The following is a 15,136-nucleotide window of genomic DNA, read 5'->3' on the forward strand; positions in this document are numbered from 1 at the left end:
TTTTTTTTTTTCAAGCGGAAGACGGCATACGAGCTTACTACGCGTCTCGTGGGCTCGGAGATGTGTATAGGAGACAAGGTGCGGACCGTTTCATGCGACCCTCCACACCCGAACGGGCATCCACGGGCATCAACGTCAGCGATATTATTAAGACTGTTAACTGTTTCTGTCCAGAGGAGTTTGCGGAGGGGTCCCCTCCCAGGCCCGGAGGCGACGGAAGGGGACCCCTGGCCGACGCCTCAGCGACGGAAGGTGTGAACCGGTTGACGAAGTTCAGCGTCCGGCGGTGTCCGCCGGCTGCGGGCGACGCAGCACCACCTGCTCCAGCGCGGTCCACCCGGTCGTGGTGACCAGGTAGAGCACCGCCGCCAGCGGCACCACCAACGCCACCAGCACCGTGGTGTACGGCAGCAGCGGCAGCAGCCGGCCCAGCGTCGCCGCGCCCGGCCCCTCGGTGGGCGTGCCGGCGACAGTGCCGGTGGTGGCGGCCGCCCGACGGGCCCGCCGCGACGAGTACCAGGCCGACACGAGCAGCGCCGCCAGCAGCACCCCGAAGACGGCGACCACCGGCCCGGTCAGCCCGTCGCCGAGGTGCCAGCCCAGCGGCACCCCGGCCAGCCGCTCGTCGAGCAGCGCAGGGCTGCCGTCACCGGTAGCGAAGAGGCGGTACATGACCAGGAAGAACGGCGCCTGGAGCAGCGCCGGGAGGCAGCCGGCGACCGGATTGGCGCCGGCCCGCCGGTACAACGCGAACAACTCGCTCTGCAGCTTGGTGGGGTCGTCGGCGTACCGGCGCTGGAGGTCGCGGACCTCGGGGGCGAGCGCCGCGCGGCGCCGCTCCCCGCGGACCTGCGCCAGGGTGAGCGGCGAGATGAGCAGGCGGACGCCGATGGTGAACAGGACGATCGCGGCGGCCGTGGCCGCGCCGCCGGTCAGCGGTTCGAGCGTGTCGGCGAGCCAGGTGACGACGGTGGCGGCGACGGACGCCGCGGCGTGCAGTGGTGCGAAGGCGAGCATGGAACCCCTCGGTCCGATTCCGGAGGTCCCGCGGGGACGGCGCGTACGCTCACGCCCCCGCCACCGCCATCGGCAACCCCGGCACGCCGCCAGCCTAGGACCCGGTGTCACGCCGGGCGCCGACATTGAGGACTCCAGCCTCCGGTCCCGGGTCGGTGCGGGCCGCGACGACGCCGGCGTACACCAGCCAGCCGGACAGGCCGAGCAGTTGGACCCGCTGCCAGGCGCCCAGCGCCGCGTCCGGGTGGGCCAGCTCGACCAGGGTGCCGGCCGTGCCGACCAGCAGCACCGTGGCCACCGGCAACCCCCACCGGAACGGCACGCGACGGCCGCGCAGCGCCACCAGCAGCGCCACCAGTGAGACCAGCCCGCCGGCGACGGCCACCGACGAGCTCACCGAGTGCCCCTGGTGCCGCCAGGACACCGCGCCCAGCTCCGCCAACCGGGCGCACCGCGCGTCCGCCGTCGGGGCGCAGTCCATCGAACTCACCGTGCCGTCCAGGGCGGTGGCCACGCCGAAGGCGACCAGCCCCCACCAGGCCCACCGCGGCCAGCCCCGGGCCCGCCGGGCCAGCACCACCCCGGTCGCCGAGGCCAGCGCGCCGACGACCAGGTCACCCAGGCCGAAGACCAGGTGGTACGGCTGGTCCCGGGCGGCCAGCTCGCTGGCGTACCCGTCGAGGAGGCCGAACGCCGGGTTCAGCAGCGGCCCGATCAGCCACGACGAGTAGAGGACCCCGGCCAGCCCGAGCGCCAGCCCCGGCGACAACCGGGTCGGGCCGCGGCTCACGATGACTCGCGGACCAGCGGGAAGGGCAGGGTCTCCCGGATCGACCGGCCGGTCAGCAGCATCACCAGCCGGTCCACGCCCAGGCCGAGCCCGCCGGTGGGCGGCATGGCGTACTCCAGCGCGGTGAGGAAGTCCTCGTCCAGCTCCATCGCCTCCGGGTCGCCGCCGGCCGCCCGCAACGACTGCGCGGTGAGCCGGCGCCGCTGCTCCGTCGGGTCGACCAGCTCCGAGTACGCGGTGCCCAGCTCCAACCCGAACGCCACCAGGTCCCACCGCTCCGCCAGCCGCGGGTCGTCCCGGTGCTGCCGAGTCAACGGCGAGACGTCGGTCGGGAAGTCCAGGTAGAACGTCGGCGCCTCGGTGCGCGCCTCGACCAGCCGCTCGTACAGCTCCAGCAGCACCGCGCCGCGCTCCCCGCGCGGGTCGTACGCGACCCCGGCGGCGTCGCAGAGCTTGCGCAGGGCGGCCACGTCGGTGTCGGCGGTGACCTCCTCGCCGAGCGCCGCGGAGACCGCCTCGTTGACCGTACGCACCGGCCACTCGCCGCCGACGTCCACGCACTCGTCCGTCCCGGGGCGGCGCACCACCGGCGACCCGTGCACCGCGACCGCCGCGGCGACGATCAGCTCCCGGGCCAGCTCGCGCATCACGTGGTAGTCGGCGTACGCCTGGTACGCCTCCAGCACCGTGAACTCCGGATTGTGGCTGTGGTCCACGCCCTCGTTGCGGAACGCCCGGCCCAGCTCGTACACCCGCTCCACCCCGCCCACGGCCAGCCGCTTCAGGTACAGCTCCGGGGCGATGCGCAGGCTCAGCCGCAGGTCGTACGCGTTGCTGTGGGTGAGGAACGGGCGGGCGTTGGCGCCGCCGTGCACCCGCTGCAGGATCGGCGTCTCCACCTCGAGGAAGTCCCGGTCGGCCAGCGACCGCCGCAGGCTGTGCAGGGCGGCGCCGCGGGCCCGCAGCAGGTCGCGCGCCGCCGGGTTGATGGCGAGGTCGAGGTAGCGCTGCCGGACCCGGGCCTCCGGGTCGGCCAGCCCGTGGTGCTTGTCCGGCAGTGGACGCAGGCACTTGGCGGTCAACGCCCAGTCGGCCACCCGCACCGACACCTCGCCGTGCTTCGTCGCGTACACCTCGCCGGTGGCGCCCACGTGGTCGCCGATGTCCACGGTGGCCCGCCAGCGGTCCAGGTCCTGCTCCAGCATCAGTTGCAGGTCGCCGCTGCCGTCCCGGACCGTCACGAAGCAGACGTGCCCGTGGTCGCGGACCAGCAGCACCCGGCCGGCCACCGACACGATCTCCCCGGTGCCGGTGTCCGGGGCCAGGCCGGCGTGCCGTCGGCGCACCTCGGCGCAGCTCTGCGTCCGCGGGAAGCCCACCGGGTACGGGTCGACGCCCTCGGCGCGCAGCCGGTCCAGCTTCGCCAGGCGTACCCGGATCTGCTCCGGACGGCGCACCGCGGCCGGCTCCGGCGGCACGGCCCGGACCGTCGCGGCGGCCGGCGGCACGTAGCCCACCCCGCCGCCGGTCGGCGGCACCCCGTGCAGCGGGGTGGGTCGCCCGCCCGGCAGGGCGACGAAGCCCTCGGCGACTGCCGCGGCGAGACCCACCCGGGCGAGCTCCCGGCGCTCGGCGAAGCACAGGTAGCGCGGGGTCCAGTGCGGCTGGTACCTGGCGTTGGAGAGGTAGAGCGACTCCAGCTGCCACCAGCGGGAGAAGAAGAGCAGCGTGTGCCGCCAGAGCCGGATGACCGGGCCGGCGCCGATCCTGGCCCCCTGCTCGAAGACCGACCGGAAGACCGCGAAGTTCAGCGACACCCGATCGACGCCGAGCCGGGGCGCCGCGCCCATCAGCGTCGCCACCATGAACTCCGTGACCCCGTTCTCGGCGGACCGGTCCCGGCGCATCAGGTCCAGCGACAGCCCGTCGGCGCCCCACGGGCTCAGCGACAGCAGCGCCCGCACCCGGCCGGCCGCGTCCCGCGCCTCGACCAGCACGCAGTCGCCGTCGGCCGGGTCGCCGAGCCGGCCCAGCGCCATCGAGAAGCCCCGCTCGTGTGCGGTGTCCCGCCAGGCGGTGGCCAGCCTGGCCAGCCCGGCGAGCTCCGCCGGCGGGATCTCCGCGTGCCGGCGCACCCGGGCCGTGTAGCCGGCCCGCTCCACCCGGTGCACGGCCTGGCGGACCGGGCGCATGTCCCGCCCGTCCAGGTCGAAGTCGCGGGCCAGCAGGATCGCCTCGTCCCCCAGGTGCAGCACCTTCAGCCCGTGCCGGTGGTACGCCTTGGCGCCCGCCTCGCTGGTGCCCATCACCGCCGGGGTCCAGGCGTACGCGCGGGCCTGGTCGAGCCACGCCTCGATGGCCGGCCCCCACGCCTCGGGGTCCCCCACCGGGTCACCGCTGGCCAGGCTGACCCCGTTGACCACCCGGTAGGTGATCGCCGCCTTGCCGCTGGCGGAGAAGATCGCCGCCTTGTCCCGGCGGGTGGCGAAGTAGCCGAGCGAGTCCCGCTCGCCGTGCCGGGCCAGCAGCTCCCGGATCCGCTCCTCCTCATCGGCGTGCAGCACGGCGGCGGCCCGCTGCGACCGGAGCAGGGTGAACAGGCCGGCCACGAAGGCGACCGCGCCGAAGCCGCCGAGCAGCAGGTTGACCCAGCCGGGCGCCTGCCCCTGCCGGGTGACGTCCAGGGTGATCGCGCCACCGAACACCTTCTCGATGGCGTAGCCGAGCCGGTCCACCCAGGTCCGCAGGCTGCCCGGCTCGACCAGGAGCAGCAGGTACCCGAGCCCGACGGCGACCGCCGCCAGCCCGAGGAAGACCCCCAGGGCACGGCGGGTGCTGCCGCTGCGCACCCGGGCGTAGAACTCGCGCCGGGCGGCCAGCAGCAGGGCCGACGCCCCGGCGGCGAAGGCGATGCCGACCCACACCCCGACCGTCTCCAGCGAGCTGAACAGCCGCTCCCCGGCGTCGTCGGTGAGGTCGTTGCTGCCCACCGCCAGCAGCAGCACGCCGGCCAGCACGCCGACGGCCAGGCTGAGGATGAAGTAGCCGACCAGCACCCAGTACGCCAGCCGCTTGCGGCGCAGCACCGCCGAGGCGAGGGTGCCGAGGAAGACCGCGTACGCCAGGTTCGCCGGCGCGGGCAGCAGCAGGGCGTCGATCGCGGTACGGACCGGCTGGATGTCGGAGCGGGCGGCGCTGCTCAGCGCGGCCAGCGCGCAGACCACCGCGATCACCCAGAGCAGCGTGGCGAAGGCCCGGGGCACCTGGCCTCGCCAGCCCCGGTCGGCGCGCCGCGGGTCGGTCACCGTCCGCGACGCGGTGCTCCGGGTCAACGTGGCCTCCCTCGCGCCGGTGACGCCCGGCGTCGACCGGCCTCATCGTAGCCACGCCCGCCGACGGACCCGTCGCGGAAGCACCGGGTCCGGACCGACACGCCGGGCCGCGTTTCCCCGCGCCGACACGGTGGGTAGTGGGCCGTCGACGCCGCGGCGCGACGCCGCGGCCGGCGCGAAAGGTGCGGTGAGGGCGATGAGCGGGTCAGTGGCCGAGCGGGAACGGAAGACCGCCGCGGGCGGCACCGACCTGTTCACCGTCGGCGTCGAGGAGGAGTTCCTGCTCGTCGACCCGCACACCGGCGCGGCGGTGCCGGCCGTCGACCTGGTCATGGAACAGGTGCCGGCCGAGCTGCGCGGCCAGGTCGAGCGGGAGTTCCAGACCAGCCAGATCGAGACCGGCACCCCGCCCGGGCTGGAACTCTCGTCCATCCGGCACTCGCTCGGGGTGCTGCGCGCCGCGCTGGCCGACGCCGCCGAGCGGGCCGGCGTACGGGTGCTCGCCATCGGCACCGGCCCGGTGGACGGCCCGGTGCCGCCGGTCGTCGACAAGCCCCGGTTCGACCGCATGATCGAGCGGTTCCGGCTGCTGGTGCCCGGCCCGGGCAACAACGGGATGCACGTGCACGTCGGCATCCCCGACCCGGACACCGGCGTGCAGGTGCTCAACCACGTCCGCCCCTGGCTGCCGATCCTGCACGCGGTGACCGCCAACTCGCCGTTCGTCAAGGGGGAGGACACCGGCTACGCGAGCTGGCGGTCGGTGGAGTGGGAACGCTGGCCGTCGGTGGCGCCCACCCCCTTCCTGACGTCCCATGAGCACTACCAGCGGCTGATCCGGCAGCTCATCGGCAGCGGGGTGATGCTCGACGAGGGGATGCTCTACTGGTACGCCCGGCTGTCCGCGAAGTACCCGACGGTGGAGATCCGGATCGGCGATGTCTGCCCGTCTGTGGACGACGCCGTGCTGGTCGCCGCCCTGGTGCGGGCCCTGGTGGCGACCGCGATGACCGACATCGCCGAGGGGCGGCCGGCGATCCGGACCGACCATCACCTGCTCGTCGCCGCGCACTGGCGGGCCGCGCACGACGGGCTGGAGGGCGACGGCGTCGACCTGACCGACGGCGAGCTGCGCCCGGCGTGGGCACTGCTGGAGAAGCTGGTCGACCGGGTCCGGCCGGAGCTGGCGAAGCACGGCGACCTCGACCAGGTGACCGACCTGCTGGGCGGGCTGCGCCGGCACGGCAGCGGAGCCGCCCGGCAACGCGCCGTCTTCGCCCGTACCGGTCGGATGGTCGACGTGGTCGAGGACGTGGCCCGGCAGACCCGGGGCTGACCGGCGCGGCCCCGGCCGGGGCGCGCGGGGCGGGCCCGCGGGCGCTCCCCGCGTGACAGGATTGATCCCGTGGCGGAACGGCTGATCGTCGTCGGCGGGGACGCGGCCGGGATGGCCGCCGCGTCCCAGGCCCGGCGTCGCCGCGACCGCGACGACCTGGAGATCGTCGCCTTCGAGCGGGGAAACTTCACCTCGTACTCCGCGTGCGGCATCCCCTACTGGGTCAGCGGGGTGGTGCCCGACCGGGAGCAGCTCATCGCCCGCGACCCGGCCACCTTCCGGGAGTCGTTCGACATCGACATCCGGATCCGGCACGAGGTGACCGGCATCGACGTGGAACGCCGCGAGGTGGTCGCCCGGGACCTGGCGGACGGCCGGGAGGTCCGGGAGGGCTTCGACACCCTGGTGTACGCCACCGGCGCGGTCCCGGTGCAGCCCCCGTGGGCCCGGACCGACGCCGCCGGGGTGTTCGGTGTGCAGACCCTCGACGACGGGGCGGCGCTGCTCGACTGGCTGGAACGGGAGCCCCGGCCCCGGCGGGCGGTGGTGATCGGCGGCGGCTACATCGGCGTCGAGATGGCCGAGGCGCTGATCCAGCGGGGGCTCACCGTCGACCTGGTCGAGCAGTCCGACCAGCCGATGTCCACCGTGGACGGGGACATGGGAGAACTGGTCGCCGACGCCCTGAAGGGGATCGGCATCCAGATCCGTACCGGCCTGTCGGTGACCGGGCTGGAGGAGCGGGACGGGCGGATCGCCACCGTGGTCACCGCCGAGGGACCGATGCCGGCCGACGTCGTGATCCTGGGTCTCGGCGTACGCCCCAACACCGCCCTGGCGGAGGCCGCCGGCCTGCCGCTCGGGCCGACCGGCGGGCTCCGCACGGACCGGCGGATGCGGGTGCCCGGGGTGCCGGGCGTCTGGGCCGCCGGGGACTGCGTGGAGACCCTGCACCGGATCAGCGGGATGCCGGTGCACGTCCCGCTCGGCACCCACGCCAACAAGCAGGGCCGGGTGGCCGGCATCAACATCGGCGGCGGGTACGCCACCTTCCCCGGCGTGATCGGCACGGCGGTGACCAAGGTCTGCGACCTGGAGGTGGGGCGTACCGGGCTGCGGGAGCGGGACGCCCGCGCGGCCGGCTTCGACTTCGTGTCGGTGGTGGCGGAGTCGACCAACCGGGCCGGCTACTACCCGGGCGCCCGGCGGATGACCGTCAAGCTGATCGCCGAGCGGCCCAGCGGCCGGCTCCTCGGGGCGCAGATCGTCGGCTGGTCCGAGGCGGCGAAACGGATCGACACGCTGGCCGTGGCGCTGTGGAACAGCATGACCGTGGACGACATGACGGCGCTGGACCTGGGCTACGCCCCGCCGTACGCGCCGGTCTGGGATCCGGTGCTGATCGCGGCCCGCAAGGCCGTCGACGCCCTCGCCGGCGCCGGCCGCTGACCCGCCCACACTCGACACCCGATCCTTGTCGGGGGCCGCGGTCAGCGTGTCCGCGCTGTCGCAGTGCCGGTTCCGGCGCCGTGCGCATCCCAGGGGCTCTCCACCGGCTACCGGCGCGACTGGTCGGTGCAGTTCCCGAAGGGCATCCGCGAGCCGGGCGCGCGCTACCTGGTCACCGAGGTCCGGGAGTCCGGCCGCGGCGGCTTCTACCGGACGCACGGGGACATCCGCCGGCTCCGCTGACCGGCCGGTCCCCGACCGCCGGCCCTCCGCCGGGTCCCCTCGCCGCACGGTCACCAGGTCGAGGTGGTCCGCTGGCTGCTCGGCGACGAGTGAGCGGGGCCGAGCCGGGTCGCCGGCCCCCGCGGCGAAGAGTGCGGCGGTGCGAGCTCAGCGGGCCTGGCAGGTGGCGCACCAGTAGAGGTTGCGGCCGGCCAGCGCGCCCCGGCTGACCTCGGTGCCGCAGACGTGGCAGGGCGCGCCGGGGCGGCGGTAGACGTACACCTCGCCGCCGTGCCGGTCGACGCGGGCGGCGCGGCCCATCACCTCGGGCAGGTGGGCGTCGCGCACGGTGTCGATCCGGCCCGCCTCCACGGCCAGGGTCATCAGCGCGACCAGGTCGGCCCAGAGTTCCCGCCAGCCGGCCGGGGTCAGCTCCCGGCCGGGCAGGGTGGGCGGCAGCCCGGCCCGGAACAGCGCCTCGGTCACGAAGATCAACCCGGTGCCGGCCACCACCGACTGGTCGAGCAGCAGCGCCGCGAGCGGCGTCGGGCTGCGGGAGATCCGGGCGTACGCCCGGTCCGGGTCGGCGTCGGCGCGCAGCGGGTCCGGGCCGAGCCGGTCGCGCAGTGCCGCCACCTCGGGCGGGGTGAGCAGCTCGCAGGCGGTCGGCCCGCGCAGGTCGAGCCAGTGCCGGTCGCTGGTCAACCGCAGCCGCACCTGGCCGACGGGCGGCGGTGGCTCGCCGGGGCCGTCGGCGAACCTGCCGTACAGCCCGAGGTGGACGTGCAGGGTCAGCTCGCCGGCGTAGTGGTGCAGCAGGTGCTTGCCGTACGCCTCGGTGCCGTCCAGGACGGTGCCGCTGAGCCGGGCCGCGCCCTCGGCGAAGCGGCCCTGCGGGCTGGCGGCCTGCACCTTGTCGCCGACGAAGAGTTCGGCGTGCCGGGCCGCCAGGCGGTGGATGGTGTGTCCCTCTGGCACGTCGGCAACGGTAGCCGGACCGATGTCGCCGTAGGCCACCCGGCAGCAACCCGCGAAGCTCCTCTGGAGCTGATGTCGTGAACGAATCAGCGGACCGGCCCAGCGATGCGCCCGGTGATTCGTTCACGTCATCAGGTTCGTAGCGCCACCGCACCACACTTCCACCGGCGAGGCCGGGCTCCTCGTGGCCGCGCCGGAGAGCCGATCCGACCGCGGCGGGTCCGGGACGGGTGTGGTGGATGACACTGCTGGGTAAATCCTGTTTCGTCACGCGTGGCTGCCACTGCGCTTCCGCCGGCCTCCACGCCCTTGACCAGGAGGTGTGAAGTGAACATTCTGTCGCGCCGGAAGGAACCGGCGCAGAACGAGGACGTGAACGGCGACGGGCGCGTCGACGGACGGGACGGCGACGGGGCCACGTACCGGAGCACCGCCACCGGCGACGGCCGCGACTCCGACGCGGAGCGCCGGGCGGCCGACCGGGCGGCGACCGCGCGGGCCGCCACCGTACGGCCGGTGGCCACGGAGACCCCGCAGGCCGGCGGCGTGACGCCGGACCCGGTCCAGGAGCGGACCGTCGACCTGGAGCGCGGCCGGTCGGTGCCGCGGCCGGTGCCGGTGGACGGGGAGCACGCCGACCTCGACGGCCGCGCCGAGCGGGTCGCCGTCGGCCCGAAGCCCCGGGCCAGCCTGCTGGCCACCCTCGGCCTGATCGTCTCGGTGGTCGGCGCGCTCTTCGTGCTCACCGGCGCCCTCGCCGGGTACGGCACCGGGCTGGGCGCGGTCGGCGCGGTCCTCGCCGTGCTGGGTCTGATCGCCACTCGCCGCCGGCACATCGCCGGCAAGACCGACGCGCTGATCGGCATCCTGGTCGGTCTCGCCGCCGTGGTGCTCGGCGTGGTGTCGCTGACCGGCCAGTTCGACTGGCCGACCACTGACGGCGACTGGGTCGGCCGGTTCCGGGAGTGGCTCGACTCACAGTTTGCCGGTCTCTTCTGACGGGCACCTTCCGGCCCGCCGGCGGTGCGCCGGCACGCCCGACCAGCTCTGGTGGTTCACCAGCCGGGCACAACCTCCTTCGGGGGCGGCGATTCGCCGCCCCCGAAGCGTGTTCAGACCCGGCTACCGGCCCGACGCAACGAATCGTCGACTCCTCAGCCCCAGACGCAACGATCCGGCGGCCAACGCAACTTCCGGCGGTGGTTGTCGTCGGCCCGGGCCGCATACCGTTGACCAACGGCGCCAGCCCGTGGGCCACGGTGGCCGGGCGCGCCCGACCGCTGGGAGCAGGACAATGACGATGGACGCCACCAGGCAGCGTTTTCTGATGTGCCGGCCGACGTACTTCGCCGTCGACTACGCGATCAACCCGTGGATGGACCCGACCGCCCCCGTCGACGCCGGGCTGGCGATCCGGCAGTGGGAGCAGCTCCGGCAGACGTACCTGGACCTGGGCCACGAGGTCGAGCTGGTCGACCCGGTCGCCGGCCTGCCGGACATGGTCTTCGCCGCCAACGGCGGCACGGTGATCGACGGCAAGGCGATGGCGGTGCAGTTCCGCGACCCGCAGCGCGCCGACGAGGCCCCCGCCTACCGCGCCTGGTTCGAGGCCGCCGGCTTCGAGATGTACGACCCGAAGCACGTCAACGAGGGCGAGGGCGACGTCCTGCTGGTCGGCGACCACCTGCTGGCCGGCACCGGCTTCCGCACCGCGCACGCCTCGCACGCGCAGCTGCAGGAGGTCTTCGGCTACCCGGTGATCACCATGCAGCTGGTGGACCCGCGCTTCTACCACCTGGACACCGCGCTGACCGTGCTGGACGAGCGGACCGTGGCGTACCTGCCGGAGGCGTTCTCGCCCGGCAGCCAGGCGGTGCTGCGCCGGCTCTTCCCGGACGCGATCCACGCCACCATGGCCGACGCCGAGGTGCTGGGACTGAACGCGGTCAGCGACGGCCGGCACGTGGTGCTGCCCGCGCAGGCCACCGACCTGGCCGCCAAGCTGCGCGACCGGGGTTACGAGACCATCGGGATCGACCTGTCCGAGCTGCGCAAGGCCGGCGGCGGACCCAAGTGCTGCACGTTGCGACTCCGTCAGGGAAAGGCAATCAAGTGATCGTCGACGACATGCTGCGGACGCCGGGTGCGGTCCGGGACGCGGAGCGCTGGACGGCGCACAACTACCACCCGCTGCCGGTGGTGGTCTCCTCCGCCGAGGGCGCCTGGCTGACCGACGTGGACGGCCGCCGCTACCTGGACTGCCTGGCCGGCTACTCCGCGTTGAACTTCGGCCACCGGCACCCGAAGCTGATCGAGGCCGCGCACGCGCAGCTCGACCGGCTCACCCTGACCAGCCGGGCGTTCATCCACGACCAGTTCGCCGACTTCTGCAAGGAGCTGGCCGAGCTGTGCGGCAAGGACCTGGTCCTGCCGATGAACACCGGCGCCGAGGCGGTGGAGACCGGCATCAAGGTGGCCCGCAAGTGGGGCTACCAGGTCAAGGGCGTCACCCCGGGCCAGGCGAACATCGTGGTGGCCGAGGGCAACTTCCACGGCCGGACCACCACCATCGTCAGCTTCTCCACCGACGAGGACGCGCGCGCCGACTTCGGGCCGTACACCCCGGGCTTCACCGTGGTCCCCTACGGCGACCTGGACGCGCTGGCCGCCGCGATCGACGAGAACACCGTCGCGGTGCTGCTCGAGCCGATCCAGGGCGAGCAGGGCGTCGTGGTGCCGCCGGCGGGCTACCTGCCGGGCGTGCGCCGGGTCTGCACCGAGAACAACGTGCTCTTCATCGCCGACGAGATCCAGTCCGGCCTGGGCCGGACCGGCGCCACCTTCGCCTGCGAGCACGAGGGCGTCGTGCCGGACATGTACCTGCTGGGCAAGGCGCTCGGCGGCGGCATCGTGCCGGTCTCGGCGGTCGCCGCGAACGCCGACGTGCTCGGGGTGCTGAAGCCGGGCCAGCACGGCTCGACCTTCGGCGGCAACCCGCTGGCCTGCGCGGTCGCCACCGAGGTGGTCCGGCTGCTGGCCACCGGCGAGTTCCAGCGGCGCTCGGCCGAGCTGGGCGAGCGGCTGCACGCCGGTCTCCAGGCGCTGGTCGGCAAGGGCCTGCTCGCCGTCCGGGGCCGCGGCCTCTGGGCCGGCCTGGACATCGACCCGGCGCTGATGACCGGCCGGCAGGCCTGCGAGCGGCTGATGGAGCGGGGCGTCCTGGCCAAGGACACCCACGGCTCGACCATCCGCCTCGCCCCGCCGCTGGTCATCACCGAGGAGGAGATCGACCACGCCGTGGCCCAGCTCGCCGCCATCCTGGAGGGCTGAGACCCGTACGCGAAAGGGCGCCGGGACCAAACGGTCCCGGCGCCCTTCTCCGTCGTCAGGGGCGGGGCAGGCGCATGGCCATGGTGGGGGCCTCGGCCATCACCGAGGTGGGGGTGAAGGGCGCGCCGCTGGGCAGCTCGTCGGCGCGGCCGATCTGCACGCCGGGATAGAGCTCGACGATGTCCCCCTCGCCCAGCACCCGGGACTGCTGCGGGGCGAGCGGGAGCCGGTCCGGCTCGGCCATCGAGCCGGCCGGGCGGATGCCCGAGCCGTTGGTGCTGGTGTCGGTCACGATCACCTCGCCGACGCGCAGCTCGAAGCGGACGTGGTTGCGGCTGACCCAGCGCCGCGACTCGTCGTTGAGCCACTGGCCGAGCGTGATCCCGGTCGACTGCTCCGGGGCCCGCCCGACCAGCACCGGTTGGGTCTCGGTGAGCACGAACCGGCGGCGGACCAGCCCGCCGATCCGGACCGCCAGCACCTCCGTACGCGGCCGCGGCCCGGCGTCACCGAGCCGGGCGCCGTGCCGGGGGCAGGTCGGCACGCCGTTTCGGAGCGCGGGTGGCGGCTGCCCGGCCGGGGCGCGGTCCACCCGGGCCAGGTCGGCGAACGCGCCGCCGCCCCCGCCACCGCCGAAGAGCGCGCAGCCCGGCTCGGGGCAGCGCCACTGCCGGGCGAGCAGCTTCGCGCCCGCCGACGACCGGGTACCGGTGGCCGGGCTCTGGCCGCCCCCGACGTGCGCGATGAAGACGGGCCCGCCCGCGCCGGGCACCGGGGCGAGCACCCGCCCGGCCTGCCCGAGCCACGGCCACCGGCCGCCCAGCCCGTCGAAGCGGACCCGGCTGAGCACCGGCAGCCCGAGCAGGTCGGCGACCTCCAGCATCCGGTCGCCCGGATTGTCCAGCACCTCCACCAGGCCGTCGTCGGCCCAGCGGCGGACCACCATCCGCTCGTTGGAGGTCAGGTCGGCGTCGGAGAGCAGGGCCCGGTGCACGATCGCGTAGACCGGGACGCTGTCCTCCTCCAGCTGCCGGGCCAGGGCGTCGATCACCATGCCGAGCCGGAGCAGGCTGGCCGGGCGGCCGCCGTCGAGGTCCTGCCAGCGGATCACCTCGGCCAGGTCCACCACGGCGCGGGCCAGCGACGGGTCGGTGCAGACCCGACCCTCGATGGCGTCCAGCACCTTGCTGATCTCGAATCTCATCGGGCGCTCCGGACGATGTCGTCGATCCGCCGGGCCAACGCGAAATCACGGTGGGTCACCCCACCGGCCGAGTGCGTGACGCAACGGAAGGTCAGGGTCCGCCATCGGATGTCGATGTCGGGATGGTGGTCGAGTTCCTCGGCCGCCGCGGCGACCCGGTCGACCACCGCGATGGCCGCCGGGAAACTGCCCAGCTCGACGGTACGGCTGATCCCGGCCGGGTCACCCGACCAGTCCGCCAGCCCGCCCAGCTCGTCTCGTACCGCCTCGGCGGTGAGCAGGTCTGCCATGCGTCGACCCTACCGGGAGGCCCGTCCGCCACCCCGCCCCGCCACCGCCCGGCACGTGGTTGAGCAGGGCGGGGGCCGGCGGACGGGTCACCGCTCGCGCAGCGCGCGGCCGACCTCGTGCAGGTGGGCCATCGCCTGCCGGTACGACTCGACCAGCCCGGTCTCCGCGTACGCGATGCCCTGCTCGGCGCAGTACGCCCGGACGATCGGCCGCGCCCGCCGCAGGTTGGCCCGGGGCATGTTCGGGAAGAGGTGGTGCTCGATCTGGTAGTTCAGCGCGCCGAGCGCCACGTCCACGAACCGGCCGCCCCGCACGTTGCGCGAGGTCAGCACCTGCTTGCGCAGGAAGTCGAGGTCGTCGTCGGCGGACGGCATCGGCATGCCCTTGTGGTTGGGGGCGAACGCGCAGCCCATGTAGAGCCCCCAGAGACCCTGGTGCACGGCGACGAAGAGCAGCGCCTTCCCCGGCGACATGACGGCGAAGAGCAGCCCGAGGTAGCCGACCGCGTGCGCGCCGAGCAGAAGCGCCTCGACCGCCCGGTGCCGGATCGGGGTGGTCCACCGCCCGCCCGGCTCCCGGCCGGCCAGCGCCCGGACGCTCGCCACGTGCAGCCACAGCCCCTCGAGCAGCAGCATCGGGAAGAAGAACCACGCCTGCCGGGCGGCCAGCCAGCGGCCGAAACCGCGGGTCGCCGCCGCCTGCTCGTACGTCCAGACCAGGGCGCCCGCCCCGACGTCCGGGTCCTCGTCCTCGTGGTTGGGGTTGGCGTGGTGCCGGTTGTGCTTGTCGACCCACCAGCCGTAGCTGGTCCCGACGGCGAGGTTCCCGGCGATCAGCCCGGCCGCCTCGCTGTGGCCGCGCCGGCGGAACATCTGCCGGTGCCCCGCGTCGTGACCGAGGAACGCCACCTGGGTGGTGGCCACCGCCATCCCGACCGCGACCAGCAGCTGAGCCCAGGAGTCGCCGACCGCGATCAGCACCGCCCAGCCGGCCAGAAAACCACCGAGAGTGAGCGCGATTCGCACCGCGTACCCGCCCGGGCGACGGGCGAGGAGGCCGGCCTCGGCGACCCGCCGGGACAACCCTGCGTAGTCACTGCCCCGCCGTGCCGGTGGTTCTGTCAGCGTCGGAGTGGTCATCTGCGCTCCCCGTTCCTCGGTCGTGTGCCACGCCCGGTGGCGCGGCCG

General features: G+C 74.3%; 13 protein-coding genes. 6 read left to right on the forward strand and 7 right to left on the reverse strand.

Annotated elements, in window-relative coordinates:
* Nucleotides 1-273: 273 nt before the first annotated feature.
* From DKT69_RS01200 to lysX, 3 genes are all read right to left on the reverse strand, one after another.
* Nucleotides 274-1,017 (reverse strand): YidC/Oxa1 family membrane protein insertase, encoded by a 744-nt coding sequence (locus DKT69_RS01200; protein ID WP_109799761.1) that lies wholly within the window; start codon nt 1,015-1,017, stop codon nt 274-276.
* A 94-nt stretch (nt 1,018-1,111) separates the two neighbouring features.
* Nucleotides 1,112-1,807 carry a DUF998 domain-containing protein gene (locus DKT69_RS01205; protein ID WP_161557745.1) on the reverse strand — a complete coding sequence of 232 codons (696 nt, stop codon included), beginning with the start codon at nt 1,805-1,807 and terminating at the stop codon, nt 1,112-1,114.
* On the reverse strand, nt 1,804-5,139 hold the full coding sequence (gene lysX / locus DKT69_RS01210; protein ID WP_236647245.1) for a bifunctional lysylphosphatidylglycerol synthetase/lysine--tRNA ligase LysX: 3,336 nt from the start codon (nt 5,137-5,139) through the stop codon (nt 1,804-1,806). Before lysX ends, DKT69_RS01205 begins: the two co-directional genes overlap by 4 nt.
* Before the next feature lie 187 nt (nt 5,140-5,326).
* On the opposite strand from lysX, the gene DKT69_RS01215 reads away from it, so the two are divergent.
* The 3 genes from DKT69_RS01215 to DKT69_RS01225 all read left to right on the forward strand — a co-directional run bounded on the left by DKT69_RS01215 (nt 5,327) and on the right by DKT69_RS01225 (nt 8,167).
* Complete coding sequence (locus DKT69_RS01215; RefSeq protein WP_109799763.1) at nt 5,327-6,475, forward strand: carboxylate-amine ligase; 1,149 nt, start codon at nt 5,327-5,329, stop codon at nt 6,473-6,475.
* Between the two features lie 69 nt (nt 6,476-6,544).
* Complete coding sequence (locus tag DKT69_RS01220) at nt 6,545-7,924, forward strand: FAD-dependent oxidoreductase (protein WP_109799764.1); 1,380 nt, start codon at nt 6,545-6,547, stop codon at nt 7,922-7,924.
* A gap of 63 nt (nt 7,925-7,987) precedes the next feature.
* On the forward strand, nt 7,988-8,167 hold the full coding sequence (locus DKT69_RS01225) for a hypothetical protein (RefSeq protein WP_236647246.1): 180 nt from the start codon (nt 7,988-7,990) through the stop codon (nt 8,165-8,167).
* A 147-nt stretch (nt 8,168-8,314) separates the two neighbouring features.
* Here DKT69_RS01225 and DKT69_RS01230 read toward each other — a convergent pair whose 3' ends face one another.
* The gene (locus tag DKT69_RS01230) at nt 8,315-9,124 is read right to left on the reverse strand and encodes an Fpg/Nei family DNA glycosylase (RefSeq protein WP_109799769.1); all 810 of its coding nucleotides are present in this window, start codon (nt 9,122-9,124) and stop codon (nt 8,315-8,317) included.
* A 327-nt stretch (nt 9,125-9,451) separates the two neighbouring features.
* Here DKT69_RS01230 and DKT69_RS01235 point away from each other — a divergent pair, with 327 nt between their 5' ends.
* The 3 genes from DKT69_RS01235 (at nt 9,452) to rocD (ending at nt 12,454) form a co-directional block, all read left to right on the forward strand.
* Nucleotides 9,452-10,123 (forward strand): DMT family transporter, encoded by a 672-nt coding sequence (locus DKT69_RS01235; protein WP_109799765.1) that lies wholly within the window; start codon nt 9,452-9,454, stop codon nt 10,121-10,123.
* A 301-nt stretch (nt 10,124-10,424) separates the two neighbouring features.
* The gene (gene ddaH / locus DKT69_RS01240) at nt 10,425-11,240 is read left to right on the forward strand and encodes a dimethylargininase (RefSeq protein ID WP_201749427.1); all 816 of its coding nucleotides are present in this window, start codon (nt 10,425-10,427) and stop codon (nt 11,238-11,240) included.
* Nucleotides 11,240-12,454, forward strand: coding sequence for an ornithine--oxo-acid transaminase (gene rocD / locus DKT69_RS01245; protein ID WP_201749430.1), 1,215 nt, complete (start codon nt 11,240-11,242; stop codon nt 12,452-12,454). The genes ddaH and rocD overlap by 1 nt, the downstream gene beginning before the upstream one ends.
* 55 nt (nt 12,455-12,509) lie before the next feature.
* Here rocD and DKT69_RS01250 read toward each other — a convergent pair whose 3' ends face one another.
* The 3 genes from DKT69_RS01250 to DKT69_RS01255 all read right to left on the reverse strand — a co-directional run bounded on the left by DKT69_RS01250 (nt 12,510) and on the right by DKT69_RS01255 (nt 15,088).
* A complete protein-coding gene (locus DKT69_RS01250; protein ID WP_201749428.1) occupies nt 12,510-13,658 on the reverse strand; it encodes an FHA domain-containing protein in 1,149 nt (382 codons plus the stop codon).
* Nucleotides 13,655-13,948 carry a 4a-hydroxytetrahydrobiopterin dehydratase gene (locus tag DKT69_RS38800; RefSeq protein ID WP_201749429.1) on the reverse strand — a complete coding sequence of 98 codons (294 nt, stop codon included), beginning with the start codon at nt 13,946-13,948 and terminating at the stop codon, nt 13,655-13,657. Before DKT69_RS38800 ends, DKT69_RS01250 begins: the two co-directional genes overlap by 4 nt.
* Nucleotides 13,949-14,035: 87 nt before the next feature.
* Entirely contained in the window at nt 14,036-15,088 is a 1,053-nt protein-coding gene (locus DKT69_RS01255) for a fatty acid desaturase family protein (protein ID WP_109799767.1), read from the reverse strand.
* Nucleotides 15,089-15,136: the final 48 nt, after the last annotated feature.

The organism is Micromonospora sicca (assembly GCF_003172935.1).
Classification (GTDB): Bacteria; Actinomycetota; Actinomycetes; order Mycobacteriales; family Micromonosporaceae; genus Micromonospora; species Micromonospora sicca.